Source organism: Nocardioides ginkgobilobae (genome assembly GCF_054781275.1).
On the sequence record NZ_BAAGUS010000002.1, the window covers coordinates 237,069 to 254,503 of the forward strand.

Here is a 17,435-nt window from a genome sequence, read left to right on the forward strand (position 1 = left end):
GGTGCCGCACCACGGGCGCCCCGACCGCTCGGGTGAGCGGGTCGACCCGGTGGCCGCCGCGGACGCCTGGTTCCTCGCCCACGGGCTGTCCTACTTCGTGCCCGAGCGGCGCCGGGAGGCGCGCGCCGCCCTCTCGCCCCGCCGCACGGTGCCCACGCTCCTGCTGGTCGCCCTGCTCGCCGCGGGGGCCGGGGCCGGCCTGGCCTGGGTGACCGGCCAGGTCTCGGCAGCGCCCGCGGTCGTGCTGACCCTGGTGCTGCTGGCGGTGGGGTGGTACGCCCTCACCGTCCTGCACGTGCGTCCGATCCTGTCCTGGGCCCTGGGTCGCACGGTCAGCGCGCTGCCCTCGCTCCTGCCCCAGATGACGCGGGCGCTGCCGCTGCTGCTGATCTTCGTGACCTTCCTGTTCATCAACGCCGAGGTCTGGGAGCTCGCCGCCTCGCTGGAGACCGGCCAGCTGTGGCTGGTGGTGCTGCTCTTCGCTGCGCTGGCCGTCGCCTTCCTCCTGGCGCGGCTGCCGGAGGAGGTCGACCGGGCCGACGACGAGGTCGACGAGGAGTTCCTCCGCCGCGCCTGCCGTCGTACGCCGCTGGAGGCCGCCTGCGAGGAGGTGCTGGCCGACCCGGGGGCCGACCCCGCGGCGCACGCCACGGTGAGCGGCTTCGAGCGCGCCAACCTGGTGCTCTTCCTCGTGGTCGTCCAGTTCGTCCAGGTGGTGCTGCTGGCGACGACCGTCTTCGGCTTCTTCCTGCTCTTCGGTGCGCTCACCATGGGCCAGGAGGTCCAGGCGGGCTGGACCGGCATGCGCGAGGGCGAGATCCACGCCCTGCCCTACCTCGGGCAGGTCTCGGTGCCGCTGGTGCAGGTCTCGCTCTTCCTGGGCGCCTTCTCGCTGCTGTACCTCACCGTCTCGACGGTGACCGACGAGGCGTACCGCGCCCAGTTCTTCGGGCTGGTGACGCGCGAGCTGGAGCGCGCGGTCGGCGTGCGCGCGGTCTACCTCACGTTGCGAGAGCAGCGCCGCCCGAGCCAGCAGCCGCCGCCGCACCCGGAGCCGCCGCGATCCTGACCGGGGTGCCGTTGAGCGCGGCGTTGCCCGACAGGTCCAGCCGCTCGGGGTCGGTGAGGTCGTTGATCGAGACCCCCGGCACGCCCGTGGCGACCGAGAGCCGCACGCCCGGGAGCGCGTGCCCGTAGCCGTGGGGGAGCGAGACGACCCCGCGCATGACGTCCTCGGTGGCCGCGCACTCGACCTCGACCGAGCCGACCCGGCTGGTGACGGTGAGCAGGTCGCCGTCACGCAGGCCGCGGGCGGCGAGGTCTTCGGGGTGCACCAGCAGGTGGTGCCGTGCCCGGCCGCGGGTCAGCCGCGTGGTGTTGTGCAGCCAGGAGTTGCAGTCCTGCTTGTGCCGGCGCCCGATGAGCAGCAGCTCGTCGGGGTCGGGTGCGGGGCTGTCGTGGAGCGAGGCCCGCAGCCGCTCCAGGTCGGCGACGACGAGCGCGGGGGTCAGGTCGACCCGCTTGTCCTTCGTCTGCAGCCGACCGGGCAGGCACGGGCGCAGCGGCCCGAGGTCCACGCCCTCGGGTGCACCGCGCAGCCGGCGCCAGCCCAGGCCGTAGCGGTTGCCGCGCAGCAGCAGCGGCAGCAGCAGCCGCGGGCTGGCGGTGAGCCGGGCGCGCTGCTGGAGGCGGGCGCGCAGCGGCAGCCGGTCACCGGTGCGGGCCGCCAGCCGCAGCGCGAGGGCGCCGAAGACCTCCCAGTCGTGCTTGGTGCCCTTCTCCTTCGGCAGCAGCGCCGGCACGAAGCGGGCGGTGTTGCGCACGGCCAGGCCGTGGAAGACCAGGTCGTACTGGTCGCGCTCGAGCGCCGTGGTCACCGGCAGCACCACGTCGGCGTGCCGCGTGGTCTCGTTGAGGTAGATGTCGATGGAGACCATGAAGTCCAGCCCGTCCATGGCCGCGGCCAGCCCGCGCCCGTCGGGGGTGGACAGGACGGGGTTGCCCGCGATCGTCATCAGCGCGCGCACCTGTCCCTCGCCCGGGGTGGTGATCTCCTCCTGCAGCGCGGAGACCGGCAGCTCCCCGGCGAACTCCGGCAGCCCACGCACCCGGCTGCGCCACTTGTCGTGGTGGCCGGGGGAGACGATCCGGCGCCCCACGGTGTCGATCGCGGGCTCGGGGAACATCACCCCGCCCTCGCGGTCGAGGTTGCCGGTGAGGATGTTGAGCACGTTGACCGCCCACTGGCAGACCGAGCCGAAGCCGTGCGTGGAGACCCCGAGCCGCCCGTAGACCGCGGCCCGGTCGGCGGCGGCCAGCTCGCGGGCCAGCCGCTCGACGTCGCTCGCCGCGACGCCGGTCGCGCGCTCGGCCAGCTCCGGCGTGAAGTCGGCGACCAGCCCCGCGAGCTCGTCGAGGTGGTCGACGTACGCCGGCGGGGTGGCGAGGCCCTCGCGCAGCAGGACGTGGACCATCGCCAGCAGCAGCGCCGCGTCGCTGCCCGGCCGCACGAACAGGTGCTCGTCGGCGACCTTCGCGGTCTCGGTGCGACGGGGGTCCACGACGACCATCCGGCCGCCGCGCTCGCGCAGCGCCCGGGCCCGCGCCGGGAAGTCGGGCACGGTCATGAGCGATCCGTTCGAGGCCATCGGGTTCCCCCCGACGACGAGGAACAGGTCGGTGCGGTCGATGTCGGGCACAGGGATGAGCAGCTGGTGGCCGAACATCTGCCAGGCCAGGAGCTGGTGGGGCCACTGGTCGACCGAGGAGGCGCTGAACCGGTTGCGCGTGCGCAGGCTGCGCACGAGCGCCGTGCCGTGCGTCGCCGAGCCGAGGGAGTGCGCGTTGGGGTTGCCGAGGTAGACCGCCACCGCGTCGCGTCCGTGCTCGGCGGCCACCGCGGCGAGGCGGTCGGCCACGAGGTCGAGCGCCTCGTCCCACTCCATCTCCTCCCACGTCGCCTCCGCGCCGGTGCCGACCCGGCGCACGGGGCGGCGCAGCCGGTCGGGGTCGGAGTAGACGTCGGCCAGGGAGGTGCCCTTCGGGCACACGTAGCCGCGGGAGAGCGGGTCCTCGGGGTTGCCGCGGATGCCGGTGACCTCACCGGCGGTGAAGGTCACCTGGAGCCCGCAGATGGCCTCGCACAGGTTGCACACCCCCACCCGCGTGCCGGTGAAGCCGGGAGGGACGGGGGAGTCGGCGAGCAGGCCCATGGGCGCATCGTGCCACTTCCTCCGCGACGGGCGGGGCAGGTCGGTTCAGCACCCCTCTCACCTGACCGGGTGAGAGGAGCGCGGCCCCTAGCGGGCACACCTCCAGCGGGCACCCCCACGCCCCCGGACGCGCCACCCGCGTCCGCCACCCTCGAAGGAGAACACCATGGGTTACGGAGCCGGAGGCTTTCTGATCGTCGTCGGGCTGATCCTGGCGCTGGCGGTGCAGGACGCCGTCGAGGGCGTCGACCTCGTCATGATCGGCTGGATCATGACCATCGTCGGAGTCGTGCTGCTGCTGCTGACCGCGTTGACGCTGAACCGCAGGAACGGGGCCAGCTCGGTGCAGACCACCACGCACGCCGACGGTTCGGTCACCGAGCGCCGTAGCAGCACCGAGATGTGAGCAGCACCCTGCACGATCACGACCCGGCCCCGCGCCACCGAGGATTTCTGGTCCTCGGAGGCGCGGGGCTAGTCTTTCCCGGTTGCCGTCCAACGGCCGCGGATCCAGAGTGCCCGGGTGAACAGGCCCCGGCGCGCCGCGCAGCGAACAGGCCAGCTGGGAGACCAGGGCCGGGAGGAGAACCCGTATGTCGATCGGTACCGACGCGGAGACCAAGAAGAAGATCATCGCCGAGTACGCCACGACCGAGGGCGACACCGGCTCGCCGGAGGTGCAGATCGCGCTGCTCTCGCACCGCATCGCCCACCTGACCGAGCACCTCAAGCAGCACAAGCACGACCACCACAGCCGTCGTGGCCTGCTGCTGCTGGTGGGTCAGCGCCGCCGGCTGCTGAACTACCTCAACAAGTCCGACATCGAGCGCTACCGCTCGATCATCGAGCGTCTCGGCCTGCGCCGCTGACCTCACCCACGACAGTGGGCGGAGCGGTCGCCCGACCCGGGCGGCCGCTCCGACGCATTTGCGGCCCCGAGCACTAGGCTCGGAGCCGCACCACCGAAGAATCCACACACCAGGAGCGACCCGCTCGCCTCGGCCCGGTCCTCGGTAGTGGCTCTCAGAACGTGACCCGCCCACGGCGGGACGTCGCTGCGGGCCTCGATCGAAGATCGGCACTGACGCGGGACGCAGCGGAGAGCTCCGCAACCAGAAGGACCCCTCTTGACCGAGACCCACACCGAACCCGTGATCTCCGCCGTCGAGACCGTCATCGACAACGGCTCGTTCGGCACCCGCACCGTCAAGTTCGAGACCGGGCTGCTGGCCCGCCAGGCGGCCGGCTCCGTGACCGCCTACCTCGACGACGACACGATGCTGCTCTCGGCGACCACCGCCAGCAAGCAGCCCAAGGACCACTTCGACTTCTTCCCCCTGACGATCGACGTCGAGGAGCGGATGTACGCCGCGGGCAAGATCCCCGGCTCGTTCTTCCGTTCCGAGGGTCGTCCGGGCGAGGACGCGATCCTCACCTGCCGCCTCATCGACCGCCCGCTGCGCCCGACCTTCAAGAAGGGTCTGCGCAACGAGGTCCAGGTCGTCATCACCGTGCTGGCCCTCGAGCCGGACACCCCCTACGACGTGCTCGCGATCAACGCCGCGTCCATGTCCACCCAGCTCTCCGGCCTGCCGTTCTCCGGCCCGGTCGGCGGCGTGCGCGTGGCCCTCATCGACGGCCAGTGGGTCGCCTTCCCGACCCACTCCCAGCTCGAGGAGGCCGTCTTCGACATGGTCGTGGCCGGTCGCGTCACCGAGAGCGGCGACGTCGCGATCATGATGGTCGAGGCCGAGGCCACCGAGACGGCCTTCGGCAAGATCGCCTCCGGCGCCCAGGCGCCCGACGAGACCGTCGTGGCCCAGGGCCTCGACGCCTCCAAGCCCTTCATCAAGCAGCTCTGCGAGGCCCAGTCCGAGCTCGCCGCCGTCGCGGCCAAGCCGGTCCAGGACTTCCCGGTCTTCCTCGACTACCAGGACGACGCCTACGCCGCCGTCGAGGCCGCCGTGCGCGACGACCTCGCCGCCGCGATGAAGATCGCCGACAAGCAGGAGCGCGAGGAGCGCACCAACGAGATCAAGGACGGTCTCCTGGACCGTCTCGCGGGTCAGTTCGAGGGCCGCGAGAAGGAGCTCGGCGCTGCCTTCCGCTCGCTCAACAAGGCGCTGGTGCGCGAGTCGATCCTGCGCGACAAGGTCCGCATCGACGGCCGCGGCCTCGCCGACATCCGCCCGCTGCACGCCGAGGTCGGCCTGATCCCGCGCGTGCACGGCTCGGCGCTGTTCGAGCGTGGCGAGACCCAGATCCTGGGCGTCACCACCCTCGACATGCTCAAGATGGAGCAGCAGCTCGACACGCTGTCCCCGGAGAAGCACCGCCGCTACATGCACAAGTACGTCTTCCCGCCGTTCTCCACCGGCGAGACCGGTCGCGTGGGCTCGCCCAAGCGCCGCGAGGTCGGCCACGGGGCGCTCGCGCGCCGCGCGCTGCTGCCGGTGCTCCCGGACCGCGAGGAGTTCCCCTACGCCATCCGCCAGCTCTCCGAGGCCATGGGCTCCAACGGCTCGACCTCGATGGGCTCGGTCTGCGCCTCGACCCTGTCGCTGCTGCAGGCCGGCGTGCCGCTCAAGGCCTCCGTCGCGGGCATCGCGATGGGCCTGGTCTCCGGTGAGGTCGACGGCCAGACGACGTACGTCGCGCTGACCGACATCCTCGGCGCCGAGGACGCCTTCGGTGACATGGACTTCAAGGTCGCCGGCACCCGCGAGTTCGTCACCGCCCTGCAGCTGGACACCAAGCTCGACGGCATCCCCGCCGAGGTGCTCGGTGCTGCGCTGAAGCAGGCCCGGGACGCCCGCCTGACCATCCTCGACGTCATGGCCGAGGCCATCGACGCCCCGGACGAGATGTCGGAGACCGCGCCGCGGATCATCACCATCAAGATCCCGGTCGACAAGATCGGCGAGGTGATCGGTCCCAAGGGCAAGATCATCAACCAGATCCAGGACGACACCGGCGCCTCGATCTCCATCGAGGACGACGGCACCATCTACATCGGTGCCACCGTCGGCTCGGCCGCCGAGGCCGCCCGGTCGGCGATCAACGCGATCGCCAACCCGACGATGCCCGAGGTCGGCGAGCGCTACCTCGGCACCGTCGTCAAGACGACCAACTTCGGTGCGTTCGTCTCGCTCATGCCGGGCAAGGACGGTCTGCTGCACATCAGCAAGCTCCGCTCGCTGGCCGGTGGCAAGCGGGTCGACGCGGTCGAGGACGTCGTCTCGGTCGGCCAGAAGATCCAGGTCCAGATCGCGGAGATCGACGACCGCGGCAAGCTCTCCCTGGCCCCCGTGGTCGAGGAGGACGGCGCCGAGGCCGACGCCGCTGCCGAGGAGACCGCCACCGAGGAGTGACCCTCCTCCCGAGCTCCACGGCGTCCCTCGGGGGACGCACCCACGCGCCGACCCGTCCGAGCACCTCGGGCGGGTCGGCCGCGTGAGGGGCCCGGTCACCCCGGGCCCGCCACCAGCACCCTGCAGCCACCACCCCCGGCCGCCGGGCCGCACCGCACCTCACGTCACCGCCGAGGAGGCCACCCGTGCTGCACGACCGCACCCAGCCCGTCACCACCACCCTGTCCGAGACCGCCGACGACGACGGCCTGGTCACCTCCACCGTGCGGCGCACGGTGCTGCCCTCGGGCCTGCGCGTGGTCACCGAGCAGATGGCCGGGGTCCGCTCGGCCAGCATCGGGGTGTGGGTCGGGGTCGGCTCGGCCGACGAGGACGAGACGCTGCACGGCTGCTCGCACTTCCTCGAGCACGTGCTCTTCAAGGGCACCGGCAGCCGCACCGCCCTGGACATCTCCGTGGCGCTGGACGCGGTGGGCGGGGAGTTCAACGCCTTCACCGCCAAGGAGTACACGTGCTTCCACGCGCGGGTGCTCGACCAGGACCTGCCGCTGGCCGTGGACGTGCTCGGCGACATGATCACCGACCCGCTCATCACGCCCGAGGACGTCGAGGCCGAGCGTGACGTGATCCTCGACGAGATCGCGATGCACGACGACGACCCCGAGGACGTCGTGCACAACCTCTTCGCCGCGCAGGCGTTCGGCGCCGACACCCCCTGGGGGCGGCCGATCGCCGGCACGGAGGACTCCATCGCGGCGCTCACGCGCGACCAGGTCGCGGCCTTCCACCGCGACCACTACCGACCCGCCACCATCGTCGTGGCCGTGGCCGGCAACCTCGAGCACGACCGCGTCGTAGCGCTGGTCGAGGAGTCCTTCGCCCGCAACGGCTTCCTCGACCGGGTCGAGGCCCCCGTCTCGCGGCTGGGCAGCGGCACGCTGGTCCCGGTCCACGGGGGTACGGCGCAGGCCACCCGCCCCTTCGAGCAGGTCAACCTGGTGCTGGGCATGGAGGGGATCGGCCGCAACGACCCCCGGCGCTTCGCCCTCTCCATCCTCAACACCGCGCTGGGCGGCGGCACGTCCTCCCGGCTCTTCCAGGAGGTGCGCGAGCACCGCGGCCTGGCCTACTCCGTCTACTCCTTCGCCGCCCACCACGCCGACACCGGGCTGGTGGGGGTCTCGGTCGGCTGCCTGCCCGCCAAGGCCAAGGAGGTGCTGCAGGTCGTCCGCGAGCAGCTGGCGCTGGTGGCGCGCGACGGCATCACCTCCGAGGAGCTGGCCCGGGGCCAGGGGCAGCTGCGCGGGGGACTGGTGCTCGGCCTGGAGGACTCCGGCTCGCGGATGTCGCGCCTGGGCAAGTCCGAGCTGGTCCACGACACCCTGCTGACGATGGACGAGGTGCTCCAGCACATCCAGGACGTCAGCGTGGAGGAGGTCCGCGCGGTCGCGGCGGAGGTCCTCACACGTCCCGAGGTGCTCGCGGTCGTCGGACCGGCCTGACCTGGTCCAGCGGCCGGCGTACCCGCTAGGCCAGGACCACGCAGGCTGCGCAGCCCGCGGCCCACAGGACGCTGGAGAACGTGCCGATGATGAACCGCTCGGCCACCGCCCCCGTGCCGGCGTTGCGCAGCTCGGGGTAGCGGCCCAGCCCCTTGAGGGCCAGCACCACCGCGGTGCCCTCCGGCCACCCCGCCACGAGCGCGCCGACCACGCCGGCCCGCTCCAGGGCGCCGATCCAGGCGCCCCCGCGCAGCAGCTCGCCCGCGTGCTCCAGCGAGTCGTCCTCGTCACCGCCCGCGGTGTCGCCCTGGTCGACGACGTCGAAGAGGGCCGCGGTCACGGGTCCGCCACCGACGACGGCCCACGCCCCGGCCAGCGCGACCAGCAGGGTGCGGGGAGCATCGCCCGCCAGCTGCAGGTCCGCGGCTCCGGCCCAGGCCAGCGAGGCCAGCAGCAGGAGCAGCGAGATCGGGGTCCAGGTGCGGGCGCCCGCCCGGGTCCAGGCCCAGCAGGACGACAGCACGCCCGCACCCAGGAGCACCAGCAGCATGGCCCCCGCGGGGTCGACGTCCCATGTCACGGCTGCTCCTCGGACCGGGCGGCGGCCAGGGCCAGGGCGGCCAGGTGTGCGACCAGCTCGCGGGCACGCCTGCCCTCGGCGAGACCGGCGGCCGCGGCTCGCTGGCTCACCGCGCTGGGGGTGATGCCCAGCCGGTGCGCGGCCTGCTCGTAGGTCGCCCCGGTGTCGACGAGGTCCACGACCTCCCACCCGCGCCGGGTCCGGCGCTCCAGCAGCGAGGCCCACAGCCACAGGGCGCTCTCCAGGGCCCGTGCGGGCGTCTCGGCCTGCTCCGGCGCGTGCACCCGCAGCCCGGCAGGCGAGGTGCGGGCCGCCTCGACGGCCGAACGGGCGCGGACGAACGCGGGACCGCGGGCCTCCCGCACATCCTCCGGCAGCGGCGCCTGGACCGCGCCGAGGCCCAGGCCCAGCCGCCAGTCGCCGCTGCGGAGCACCCGCTCGAGCAGGGCAGGCAGGTGCGCGGCCTCGGTGACCAGGGCCTGCACCTCGTCGCCCGCGGTGCGCTGGAAGGCCAGTCGCGTGGGCGCACCGGCGAGGCCGGCCAACAGCTCGCCGACCCGGTCGGGGGCCCGCCGGCTGCCGCGCTGGTCCACGGTCAGCACGAGGCCGACCAGTGATGCCACCGCCATCACGCACCTCCTCCAGGTCCTGGCCTAATGTAGACCTACCTGAAGGTCATGGCCTAACGCTTGCCGATGATGCCGACGACGGCGGGGACCTTGCGCTGCACCACCGAGACCCGGAAGCCGGCGTCGGCGAGGGCCTTGGAGGCGCCCTCGACGATCTGCGGGACCTGGTCGGGGCGGGCGACCTCGAAGAAGAGGTAGATCGCACCGCCGGGCAGGATCCGCTCGTGCAGCAGCGCCACCTCGTCGGCGCAGTCGCGCACCCAGAAGAGGTTGACGTTGAAGGCGTAGACCTTGTGCAGGCGCTTGACGGGGACCCGCAGCGTGGCCAGGTCGATCTGGCGGACGGTCAGCCGGCCGGACTCGAGGTACTTCGCGCAGCGGCGCTTGGTGCGGTCCACCCCCGACTCCGAGCGGTCGATCGCGAAGAGCTTCCCGGTCTCCAGGCGGCTGCAGATCAGCTCGGCGCTGTAGCCGGGCCCGCACCCGATCTCGAGCACGTGGTCACCCGGCTGGACGTCCATGAGGTCGACCGACCAGCGGATCCGGGCCGGGATGGTCTGCAGCACCATGGGGGCAAGACTGCCAGAAAGCAGACCGTCCTGGTCGGCAGGCGGGTGGTGGCGCCCACCACGCGCGACCCCGGTCACCTCCCGGGCCCGGGTGTGGAACGCTGGGCGCGTGGGCGAGACACGGCACGGACACGGACGGATGGGGGTGGGCGTCCTGGGCGCCCGGGGGAAGGTGGGCCGCGAGGTCTGCCGTGCGGTCCTGGAGGCCGAGGACCTCGAGCTGGTCGCCCAGGTCGACGTGGCCCAGGACGCCGACGACCTCGACGCGCTGGTGCCCGCCGGGGTCTCCGCCGTCGTGGACTTCACCCACCCCGACGTGGTGATGGACAACCTGCGCCACTGCATCAGCCACGGGATCCACGCGGTGGTCGGCACCACCGGCTTCGACGAGGCGCGCCTCGACACGCTGCGGGGCTGGCTCGCCGACTCCCCGGGTACCGGAGTGCTCATCGCGCCCAACTTCTCCATCGGGGCGGTGCTGATGATGCGCTTCGCCGCGGAGGCCGCACGGTTCTACGAGTCGGTCGAGATCATCGAGCTGCACCACCCCGACAAGGCCGACGCGCCCAGTGGCACGGCCCGTCGCACCGCGGAGCTGGTCGCGGCCGCCCGCCGCGAGGCCGGGCTCGGGCCGGTGCCCGACGCGACGAGCACGTCCCTGGACGGCGCCCGTGGGGCGGACGTCGACGGCGTACGTGTCCACGGGTTGCGGATCCGCGGGATGGTCGCCCACCAGGAGGTCGTGCTCGGCGGCACGGGGGAGACCCTCACCATCCGCCACGACTCGATGGACCGGGCCTCCTTCACGCCCGGTGTCCTCGCCGCGCTGCGGGCGATCGAGGGGCGTCCCGGCCTGACCGTCGGGCTCGAGCAGCTGCTCGACCTGGACTGAGGCCCTCCTCGCGGACACGTGGCCCCGGCCCGGGCTTGCACCTTTTCGCAGTGCAGGAACCTGCAGTGCCCCGGTGGTTCCCCTGGTCCCGGACGCGCGTCAGGCTGGACGTGCGACCGGGCCGCACGGCGGCCCGCGCCCGTGCCGGACGGAACGGCACGGACCCCTCCGGGCGTCGGTGGTCCTCCGTGGGGGAGGGAACGCGGACGCCCGCGGCCCCGCCCCCGACCCGGGGCGGGGCCACCGGGTCCGTCGGACCGGTGCCGCGTCAGAGCCGGAGCAGCGCTGCGGTGAGCGCCGCCCCGACGACGACCACGAGGAACGGGGCGCGCAGCACGAGCAGGACGACCGCGGCCCCGAGGCCCGCGGCGCGCGCGTCGAGGACCAGGCCCTGGTCGTTCCCGAGCACCTGGACCGCCACGAGCCCGGCGAGCAGCGCCACCGGCAGCCGGTCGGCGACGGCCCGGACGGCCGGCCGCTCCAGCACCTGGTGCGGGACCGAGAGACCGGCGAGCTTCAGCGCGTAGCAGGCCAGGCCCGCCGCGAGCACCGCCCACCACGTGCTCATGCGGCTCGCTCCGGTCGCGACCGTCCCCGCGCCAGCAGGCCGGCGAGGAGCGCCGTGCCGCCCGCGGCCAGCACGGGTACGCCGGCGGGCGCGAGCGGCACGACCAGCAGCGCCACCGCGGCAGCGGCGAGGGCGAGCGCCAGGCCCCCCGGCTCGCGCAGGCGCGGCCAGAGCAGGGCGAGGAAGGCGGCGCCGACGGCCGCGTCGAGGCCGTAGGTGCGCGGGTCGCCGAGCACCGTGCCGCCGATCGCCCCGAGGAGGGTGAAGAGGTTCCAGAGGACGAAGACGCTGACCCCGGTCCAGGTGAAGCCCGTGCGGGCCGCGGCGGTGCTGCCGCGGGTCACCGCCATGGCCGTGGACTCGTCGATCACCAAGTGGGCCGCGCCCAGGCGTCGTGCTCCCCGCCAGCCGAGCAGGGGTGCGAGCCGCAAGCCGTAGAGCGTGTTGCGGGTGCCGAGGAGGGCCGCGGTGAGGACGGCCGAGACCGCGGAGCCCCCGGCGCCCAGCACCCCGACCAGCGCGAACTGCGAGGCCCCCGTGAACACCAGCAGGGACAGGGCGCAGGTCTGGGCCACGTCGAGGCCGGAGGCGACGGATACGGCGCCGAAGGAGGTGCCGTAGAGCCCGGTGGCGATCCCGACGCCGAGGCTGTCGCGGACGATCGGTCGCCTCTCGTCCGGGGAGAGGGCCGGCTCGCTCACGCGCGCCAGGCTAGGTGACGTCCGCCTTCCAGCGGCCTCCGGGCTGCCAGGGGCCGCCGGTGCTCAGCCGCCGAGGGTGCCCGACGGGCCGACGAGGGCGAGGAGCAGGAGGAGCCCCGTGATCGAGGTGAGGAGCCAGGTGACGACCAGGCGGTGCAGACGGGGGAGCGGACCGAGCATGGCTGGTTCGTGCCCCGGCCGGTCGGGCCGCACACCGCCCAGGAGGGTGAAGGTAAAGAGAGGTGCTCGGTCGACGCGGTGCTCAGCCGAGGTCGGTGTGCAGCCGCACCTGCTTGACGCGCACCGCCCCGGTGCCGTCCAGGTCCAGCTCGCGGTGCGCTCCGTCGGGCGCCCACCCGGCCCCGTCCAGGAAGCCGCGCAGGGCGTCGTCGGAGGCCACCACCCAGGTGACGGCGCGCTGGAACCGGTCCGCTCGCAGCGTGTCGGCCGCCGCCTGGAGCAGCCGGCTGCCGTGGCCCAGGCGTCGCTCGGCGGGGTCGAGCACCAGCTCGGAGAGCTCGCCGTCGGCGACGGGGTCGCGGTCGGGGTCGGTGCTGGGGCCGGTGAGGGCGAAGCCGACCACCCGGTTGCGCTCGAGCGCGACCAGGGCCCGGCTCCGGGCGTCGCGCGGTCGGGCCAGCGAGTCGCGCCACGCCGCGGTGGCGGCCTCGACCGCGTCCGGGCCGCTGGGGAAGGCCTCGGCAGGCACCAGGCCGGCGTACATCTCCGGCCAGGCGCGCAGCTGCAGGGAGGCGATGGCGGGGGCGTCCTCGGCCCAGGCCACCCGGACCGAGACGTCGGCGGAGGGGCGGCGTCCCTGCGAGGACGCGTGGTCGCCGCTCACCGGTAGTGCTCGGGGAGCTTCTGGCCGATCTTGACCTGGGCCTTGGGCATCCGCATGAACTTCATCTGCATGGCCCGGCTGATGGCGTACCAGGTGGTGCCCTTGGTCGCGGTGCTGTCGTCGGGGAACCGGCGGCCGAGCTCGCGGCGCACGCGGAACCGCAGCTGGACCATGTCGATGACCACCAGCAGCACGGTGAGCAGGAGCACGGTGCTGCCGATGCCGGCCAGGGTCGGGTTGCCGGAGTAGCTCAGGACCATCGTGACCAGCAGCACCGGGATGATCACGTCGATGAAGGAGAAGCGCGAGTCCACGAAGTCGCGCACGAACCGGCGGACCGGGCCCTTGTCGCGGGGCAGCAGGAAGCGCTCGTCGCCGGACTTCATGCCCGCGCGCACGCGCGCGGAGTTGTCGGCCCGGGCCGCGCGCGCTGCGGCGGCCTGCTCCTTGCGGGTCCGCGGCACCTTGGCGCGAGCGCGGGCGGCGGCCTCGGCCTCCTTGCGGGTCGGCGTCGGGCGACCCTTCTTGCCCGGCGTCGCCGTCGTGGAGCTGCCCCCGGCATCGGCGGTGAGCGTGCCGGCGGGGTCGGTGGCCTGGTCGGACTTGCTGCGACGGAACAACGTGGGCCTTCTCGCGAGGGGGCGGGGCGTCGGCGCGACGCCGGCGGACGGGGTCAGGGTACCGGGGGTGCCGGGACCACTGCCCACGCGTTGCCTGCGCGCCGTAGGGTGAGCGGGTACCGACCTGCCACCGTGCGAGAGGGATCCCCACCACCATGAGTCTCTGGAAGCGCTTCACCCTGATCTTCAAGTCGAAGGCCAGCAAGGCGCTGGACCGTGCCGAGGACCCCCGCGAGACCCTGGACTACAGCTACCAGCGCCAGCTGGAGCTGCTCACGAAGGTCCGCCGCGGCGTGGCGGACGTGGCGACCAGCCGCAAGCGCGTGGAGCTGCAGATCAACCAGCTCGAGCAGCAGGCGGCCAAGCTGACCGACCAGGCCCAGAAGGCCATCGACATGGGCCGCGAGGACCTCGCCCGCGAGGCGTTGACCCGCAAGTCGGCCCTCACCGGCCAGATCTCCGACCTCCAGGTGCAGCTCTCGCAGCTGCAGGGCGAGGAGGAGAAGCTCGTGCTGGCGCAGCAGAAGCTCCAGGCCAAGGTCGAGAGCTTCCGCACGCGCAAGGAGACGATCAAGGCGACCTACACCGCCGCCGAGGCGCAGACCCGGATCAACGAGGCCGTCTCCGGCATCGGCGACGAGTTCGGCGACGTGGGCGCCGCGATCGCCCGCGCCGAGGACAAGACCGCCCAGATGCAGGCGCGTGCGGGTGCCATCGACGAGCTCATCGCCTCCGGCGCGCTCGACGACGCCTCCTCGCTCAACGCCGGCGACGACATCGCGCGCGAGCTGGCGGCGATGAGCAGCCAGTCCGACGTCGAGGCCGAGCTGGCCAGGATGAAGGGGGCCTCGGCGCCCGAGGCGATCGAGGCCGCCGACAGCGGCCCGATCCTCGAGGCCTCCCCGGAGAAGGCCGAGCAGCCCGAGGACCGTGCCTGACGCGCCACCGACCCGCTGACCAAGGCCCCCGCCAGCTCGTGCCGGCGGGGGCCTCGGTGCGTCCGGGGACGGCGCGGTCCCAGGCCTGTCTCGGCCGGGTCTTGGCGCTCTCTTGGCCGAATCTTGGCTCGGGCAGGGAGGATGGCCCCATGGCTCGCACGCGCTTCATCGGTGACCCCGGGCTGACCGCCCGGATGACCACCGTCATGTTCCTGCTCGGTGGGCTCTTCGTCGTCCTCATCGTCTCGTTGATGGCGGTGGGCGGTCGCGGGCTCGCCCCGATCATCGGCATCGTCGGGATCGGCATCGCCGTCTACCAGTGGTGGCGCAGCGACACGGTGGCCATGAAGGCGATGCGGGCCCGGGAGGTGACTCCCGAGCAGGCGCCCGAGCTGCACGCGATGGTCGACCGGCTCTGCGTCCTGGCCGACATGCCCAAGCCGCGGGTGGGCGTCGCGGACACCGCCATGCCCAACGCCTTCGCGACCGGCCGCTCCCCGGACCGCGCGGTGGTCGTGGTCACGACGGGCATCCTGAAGACCCTCACCGCCGAGGAGCTGGAGGGCGTCCTGGCCCACGAGCTCGCCCACGTCGCCCATCGCGACGTGCTGGTCATGACGGTGGCGTCGTCGGCAGGCATCGTCGCCGGCATGGTGACCCAGGGTGCGCAGTACGGCGCGATGTTCGGCGGCAACCGCCGCGACGGCAACAGCGCCCTGCCGGTCTGGCTGATGATGCTGCTGGTCAGCATCGTGGTGTACGCCGTCAGCTTCGTGCTGCTCAAGCTGCTCTCGCGCTACCGCGAGCTCTCCGCGGACCGGGCGGGCGCCTACCTCACCATGAAGCCGCAGGCCCTGGCCTCGGCGCTGCAGAAGATCTCCGGGGAGATGAACGCGATCCCCGACCGCGACCTGCGGGCCAGCCAGCCGATGAACGCCTTCTTCATCGCGCCCGCCGTGAAGGGCGTCTCGATGCGGACCCTGACCTCCACCCACCCCAGCCTCGAGCAGCGCCTCGAGCAGCTCGCGCGCATCCAGGCCGAGCTCGGCCGGCCGACGGGCTGAGGCGGGCACCGTGGGACTCCTCGACTCCATCCTGGGCCGCAGCAAGCCCAAGCAGGCCAACCTCGACGCGCTCTTCGCCGTCCCGGCCGCGGCGATCAGCCTCCAGGCCGGCGCCGGACTGCGCCCCACCGGGCTCGGTGCGGTCTGCTACCGCCCGGCGGGGGGAGCGGCCTTCGCCCAGGCGGAGCAGGAGATCCTCGACCTGCTCCGCGGCGCCGCCGACGCGCCCGAGGTGCGCCTGCAGCACGACGAGTTCGGCTTCACCTGGCTGGTCGTCGACGACGACCCCGAGGACGTCGAGGGTCTGGTCACCGACCTGCACGCGGTGAACACCACGCTGGAGACCCACGGCTTCGGGCCGGGCCTGCTCTGCTCGCTGCTGCCCTTCACCGACGGCGCCGGGCGCACCGTCGGCCTGCTGTACCTCTACAAGCAGGGGACCTTCTACCCCTTCGCCCCCTCGCCGCAGGGCGGCAAGCAGCGCGACACGCTGCTGGAGATCACCCTGCGCGACCTGCTCGCGGGAGAGCTCCCGGTCGAGGCGGAGCGCTCGCGCTGGTTGGCCGTCTGGGGCGCCCCGGGCCTGTGACCGCCGGTCGTCCCCGAGGGTGACAGCCGCCTGCCACGTCGACCGCCGTCGTACGACGTGTCGACCGGTTCCGGACACCAACGGCCCTGCGGCTCCTACGATGGGCGCGAGCCCGAGGCATTCGGGACGTCTCACGGAGGAGCTGGTGGTGTCCACCACGGAGTCCGACGCGCAGCGCGTCGTCGAGATCGACCGCTACCGCGTGCTGGTGGAGCCGCCGCGCAAGGACCTCACCGCGCTCGTCGACGTCGCGGCACAGGTGGCCCAGGTGCCGCTGGCGACGATCAACCTGATCACCGACACCGAGCAGCACCAGATCGCGACAGCCGGGTTCGAGCCGTCGATCTGCGTGCGCGAGGACTCGATGTGCAACCTGGTGCTGCACGAGAAGGCGCCGGTGATCGTGCCCGACGCCAGCCAGGACCCGCGCTTCAAGGACAACCCGTTCGTCACCGGTGAGATCGGCAACGTCCGCTTCTACGCGACCCACCAGCTCAGGACCCCTGGCGGGGTGGTCATCGGGACCCTCTGCGTCTTCGACGAGGAGCCTCGAGAGCTCAGCGACGAGCAGGAGGAGGGTCTGGTCAAGCTCGCCGACCGGGTCGTCGACCTGCTCGAGCTCGAGCTGCGCACCCGCGAGCTGACCACCGCCGTCGAGCAGGTCGAGCGGGCCCGGACCGAGCTGGAGCGCTCCAACCAGGTGCTCACCGCTTTCGCGGGCCAGGTGGCACACGACCTGCGCAACCCGCTGTCGGCGGTGAAGATGTCGCTGGAGCTCCTCGAGGACCAGATGGCCTCGCCCGAGCTGGACGGGGACACGCTGGCCTACGTCGCCTCCCGGGCCAACAGCGGTGCCGAGCGGATGCAGAGCCTGATCGACGACCTGCTCGCCTACGCCCGCGTCGGTGGGCAGATGAAGCGCGAGCGGGTCGACCTCGCCGCCGTCATGGAGGACGTCCGCTCGGACCTCTCCGTGCCGCTCGCCGACGCCGACCTGCAGGTCGGCGACCTGCCCGTCGTGGAGGGCGACCCGGTGCAGCTGCGGGCGGTGCTGCAGAACCTCGTGGCCAACAGCGCCAAGTTCACCCCGCCCGGCGAGCAGGCCCGCATCGAGGTGCGCGGTACGGGGCAGGGCGACGTGTGGCGGATCGAGGTGGTCGACCACGGGCTCGGCGTGCCCGAGGAGGACCGCGAGCGGGTCTTCGCGCCCCTGGCCCGGGCCCACGACGACGTCGAGGGGCACGGCATCGGCCTGGCGACCGTGCGGCGCATCATCGACGCCCACCGCGGGCGGATCGGGATCGAGGAGACCCCCGGTGGCGGCGCGACGGTGTGGGTCGAGCTGCCCCGCTGAGC

18 protein-coding genes are annotated in these 17,435 nt (G+C 73.1%); 10 read left to right on the forward strand and 8 right to left on the reverse strand.

What is annotated here, in order from left to right; genetic code table 11:
* Nucleotide 1: 1 nt before the first annotated feature.
* Nucleotides 2-1,069, forward strand: a complete 1,068-nt coding sequence (locus tag ACYVID_RS03430; protein WP_460734424.1) for a hypothetical protein — start codon at nucleotides 2-4, stop codon at nucleotides 1,067-1,069.
* Here the strand turns inward: ACYVID_RS03430 and ACYVID_RS03435 are convergent.
* The gene (locus tag ACYVID_RS03435; RefSeq protein ID WP_460734426.1) at nucleotides 1,002-3,212 is read right to left on the reverse strand and encodes a molybdopterin-dependent oxidoreductase; all 2,211 of its coding nucleotides are present in this window, start codon (nucleotides 3,210-3,212) and stop codon (nucleotides 1,002-1,004) included. The genes ACYVID_RS03430 and ACYVID_RS03435 overlap by 68 nt on opposite strands.
* A 166-nt stretch (nucleotides 3,213-3,378) precedes the next feature.
* Between ACYVID_RS03435 and ACYVID_RS03440 the strand changes: the two genes are divergently transcribed.
* The 4 genes from ACYVID_RS03440 (at nucleotide 3,379) to ACYVID_RS03455 (ending at nucleotide 8,085) form a co-directional block, all read left to right on the forward strand.
* Nucleotides 3,379-3,618, forward strand: a complete 240-nt coding sequence (locus ACYVID_RS03440; protein WP_460734428.1) for a DUF6458 family protein — start codon at nucleotides 3,379-3,381, stop codon at nucleotides 3,616-3,618.
* Between the two features lie 187 nt (nucleotides 3,619-3,805).
* Nucleotides 3,806-4,081 (forward strand): 30S ribosomal protein S15, encoded by a 276-nt coding sequence (gene rpsO, locus ACYVID_RS03445; protein ID WP_300645896.1) that lies wholly within the window; start codon nucleotides 3,806-3,808, stop codon nucleotides 4,079-4,081.
* A gap of 258 nt (nucleotides 4,082-4,339) precedes the next feature.
* Entirely contained in the window at nucleotides 4,340-6,583 is a 2,244-nt protein-coding gene (locus ACYVID_RS03450; RefSeq protein ID WP_460734431.1) for a polyribonucleotide nucleotidyltransferase, read from the forward strand.
* A gap of 185 nt (nucleotides 6,584-6,768) precedes the next feature.
* Nucleotides 6,769-8,085: a M16 family metallopeptidase gene (locus ACYVID_RS03455; RefSeq protein ID WP_460734433.1), complete on the forward strand. Its 1,317-nt coding sequence runs from the start codon at nucleotides 6,769-6,771 to the stop codon at nucleotides 8,083-8,085.
* Nucleotides 8,086-8,110: 25 nt separating this feature from the next.
* Here the strand turns inward: ACYVID_RS03455 and ACYVID_RS03460 are convergent, their stop codons facing one another.
* The 3 genes from ACYVID_RS03460 to ACYVID_RS03470 are packed head-to-tail and all read right to left on the reverse strand — an operon-like array spanning nucleotide 8,111 to nucleotide 9,863.
* A complete protein-coding gene (locus tag ACYVID_RS03460; protein ID WP_460734435.1) occupies nucleotides 8,111-8,665 on the reverse strand; it encodes a hypothetical protein in 555 nt (184 codons plus the stop codon).
* Nucleotides 8,662-9,294 carry a transposase gene (locus tag ACYVID_RS03465; protein WP_460734437.1) on the reverse strand — a complete coding sequence of 211 codons (633 nt, stop codon included), beginning with the start codon at nucleotides 9,292-9,294 and terminating at the stop codon, nucleotides 8,662-8,664. Before ACYVID_RS03465 ends, ACYVID_RS03460 begins: the two co-directional genes overlap by 4 nt.
* A 53-nt stretch (nucleotides 9,295-9,347) precedes the next feature.
* Nucleotides 9,348-9,863, reverse strand: coding sequence for a class I SAM-dependent methyltransferase (locus tag ACYVID_RS03470; protein WP_460734439.1), 516 nt, complete (start codon nucleotides 9,861-9,863; stop codon nucleotides 9,348-9,350).
* A gap of 139 nt (nucleotides 9,864-10,002) precedes the next feature.
* On the opposite strand from ACYVID_RS03470, the gene dapB reads away from it, so the two are divergent.
* Nucleotides 10,003-10,755: a 4-hydroxy-tetrahydrodipicolinate reductase gene (gene dapB, locus ACYVID_RS03475; RefSeq protein WP_460734636.1), complete on the forward strand. Its 753-nt coding sequence runs from the start codon at nucleotides 10,003-10,005 to the stop codon at nucleotides 10,753-10,755.
* A 268-nt stretch (nucleotides 10,756-11,023) separates the two neighbouring features.
* On the opposite strand, the gene ACYVID_RS03480 is transcribed toward dapB, so the two are convergent.
* The 4 genes from ACYVID_RS03480 to ACYVID_RS03495 all read right to left on the reverse strand — a co-directional run bounded on the left by ACYVID_RS03480 (nucleotide 11,024) and on the right by ACYVID_RS03495 (nucleotide 13,488).
* Entirely contained in the window at nucleotides 11,024-11,323 is a 300-nt protein-coding gene (locus ACYVID_RS03480) for an AzlD domain-containing protein (RefSeq protein WP_460734441.1), read from the reverse strand.
* Nucleotides 11,320-12,024 carry an AzlC family ABC transporter permease gene (locus ACYVID_RS03485; protein ID WP_460734443.1) on the reverse strand — a complete coding sequence of 235 codons (705 nt, stop codon included), beginning with the start codon at nucleotides 12,022-12,024 and terminating at the stop codon, nucleotides 11,320-11,322. Before ACYVID_RS03485 ends, ACYVID_RS03480 begins: the two co-directional genes overlap by 4 nt.
* A 262-nt stretch (nucleotides 12,025-12,286) precedes the next feature.
* Nucleotides 12,287-12,868 carry a GNAT family N-acetyltransferase gene (locus ACYVID_RS03490; protein ID WP_460734445.1) on the reverse strand — a complete coding sequence of 194 codons (582 nt, stop codon included), beginning with the start codon at nucleotides 12,866-12,868 and terminating at the stop codon, nucleotides 12,287-12,289.
* Nucleotides 12,865-13,488: a DUF3043 domain-containing protein gene (locus ACYVID_RS03495; protein WP_460734447.1), complete on the reverse strand. Its 624-nt coding sequence runs from the start codon at nucleotides 13,486-13,488 to the stop codon at nucleotides 12,865-12,867. Before ACYVID_RS03495 ends, ACYVID_RS03490 begins: the two co-directional genes overlap by 4 nt.
* Nucleotides 13,489-13,643: 155 nt before the next feature.
* Between ACYVID_RS03495 and ACYVID_RS03500 the strand changes: the two genes are divergently transcribed.
* The 4 genes from ACYVID_RS03500 (at nucleotide 13,644) to ACYVID_RS03515 (ending at nucleotide 17,433) form a co-directional block, all read left to right on the forward strand.
* The gene (locus tag ACYVID_RS03500) at nucleotides 13,644-14,426 is read left to right on the forward strand and encodes a PspA/IM30 family protein (RefSeq protein ID WP_300645880.1); all 783 of its coding nucleotides are present in this window, start codon (nucleotides 13,644-13,646) and stop codon (nucleotides 14,424-14,426) included.
* 149 nt (nucleotides 14,427-14,575) lie between these two features.
* A complete protein-coding gene (gene htpX, locus ACYVID_RS03505; RefSeq protein ID WP_460734449.1) occupies nucleotides 14,576-15,490 on the forward strand; it encodes a zinc metalloprotease HtpX in 915 nt (304 codons plus the stop codon).
* Nucleotides 15,491-15,500: 10 nt separating this feature from the next.
* On the forward strand, nucleotides 15,501-16,079 hold the full coding sequence (gene pspAB / locus ACYVID_RS03510; protein WP_460734451.1) for a PspA-associated protein PspAB: 579 nt from the start codon (nucleotides 15,501-15,503) through the stop codon (nucleotides 16,077-16,079).
* A gap of 148 nt (nucleotides 16,080-16,227) precedes the next feature.
* Entirely contained in the window at nucleotides 16,228-17,433 is a 1,206-nt protein-coding gene (locus ACYVID_RS03515; protein WP_460734453.1) for a sensor histidine kinase, read from the forward strand.
* The last annotated feature ends 2 nt before the right edge of the window (nucleotides 17,434-17,435 follow it).

Excerpts from the sequence above, each read along its gene's own strand:
- ACYVID_RS03435 (WP_460734426.1), bottom strand. The coding sequence starts at position 3,212 with ATGGGCCTGCTCGCCGACTCCCCCGTCCCTCCCGGCTTCACCGGCACG.
- ACYVID_RS03440 (WP_460734428.1), top strand. The coding sequence starts at position 3,379 with ATGGGTTACGGAGCCGGAGGCTTTCTGATCGTCGTCGGGCTGATCCTG.
- rpsO (WP_300645896.1), top strand. The coding sequence starts at position 3,806 with ATGTCGATCGGTACCGACGCGGAGACCAAGAAGAAGATCATCGCCGAG.
- ACYVID_RS03465 (WP_460734437.1), bottom strand. The coding sequence starts at position 9,294 with ATGGCGGTGGCATCACTGGTCGGCCTCGTGCTGACCGTGGACCAGCGC.
- ACYVID_RS03470 (WP_460734439.1), bottom strand. The coding sequence starts at position 9,863 with ATGGTGCTGCAGACCATCCCGGCCCGGATCCGCTGGTCGGTCGACCTC.
- dapB (WP_460734636.1), top strand. The coding sequence starts at position 10,003 with ATGGGGGTGGGCGTCCTGGGCGCCCGGGGGAAGGTGGGCCGCGAGGTC.
- ACYVID_RS03480 (WP_460734441.1), bottom strand. The coding sequence starts at position 11,323 with ATGAGCACGTGGTGGGCGGTGCTCGCGGCGGGCCTGGCCTGCTACGCG.
- ACYVID_RS03500 (WP_300645880.1), top strand. The coding sequence starts at position 13,644 with ATGAGTCTCTGGAAGCGCTTCACCCTGATCTTCAAGTCGAAGGCCAGC.
- htpX (WP_460734449.1), top strand. The coding sequence starts at position 14,576 with ATGGCTCGCACGCGCTTCATCGGTGACCCCGGGCTGACCGCCCGGATG.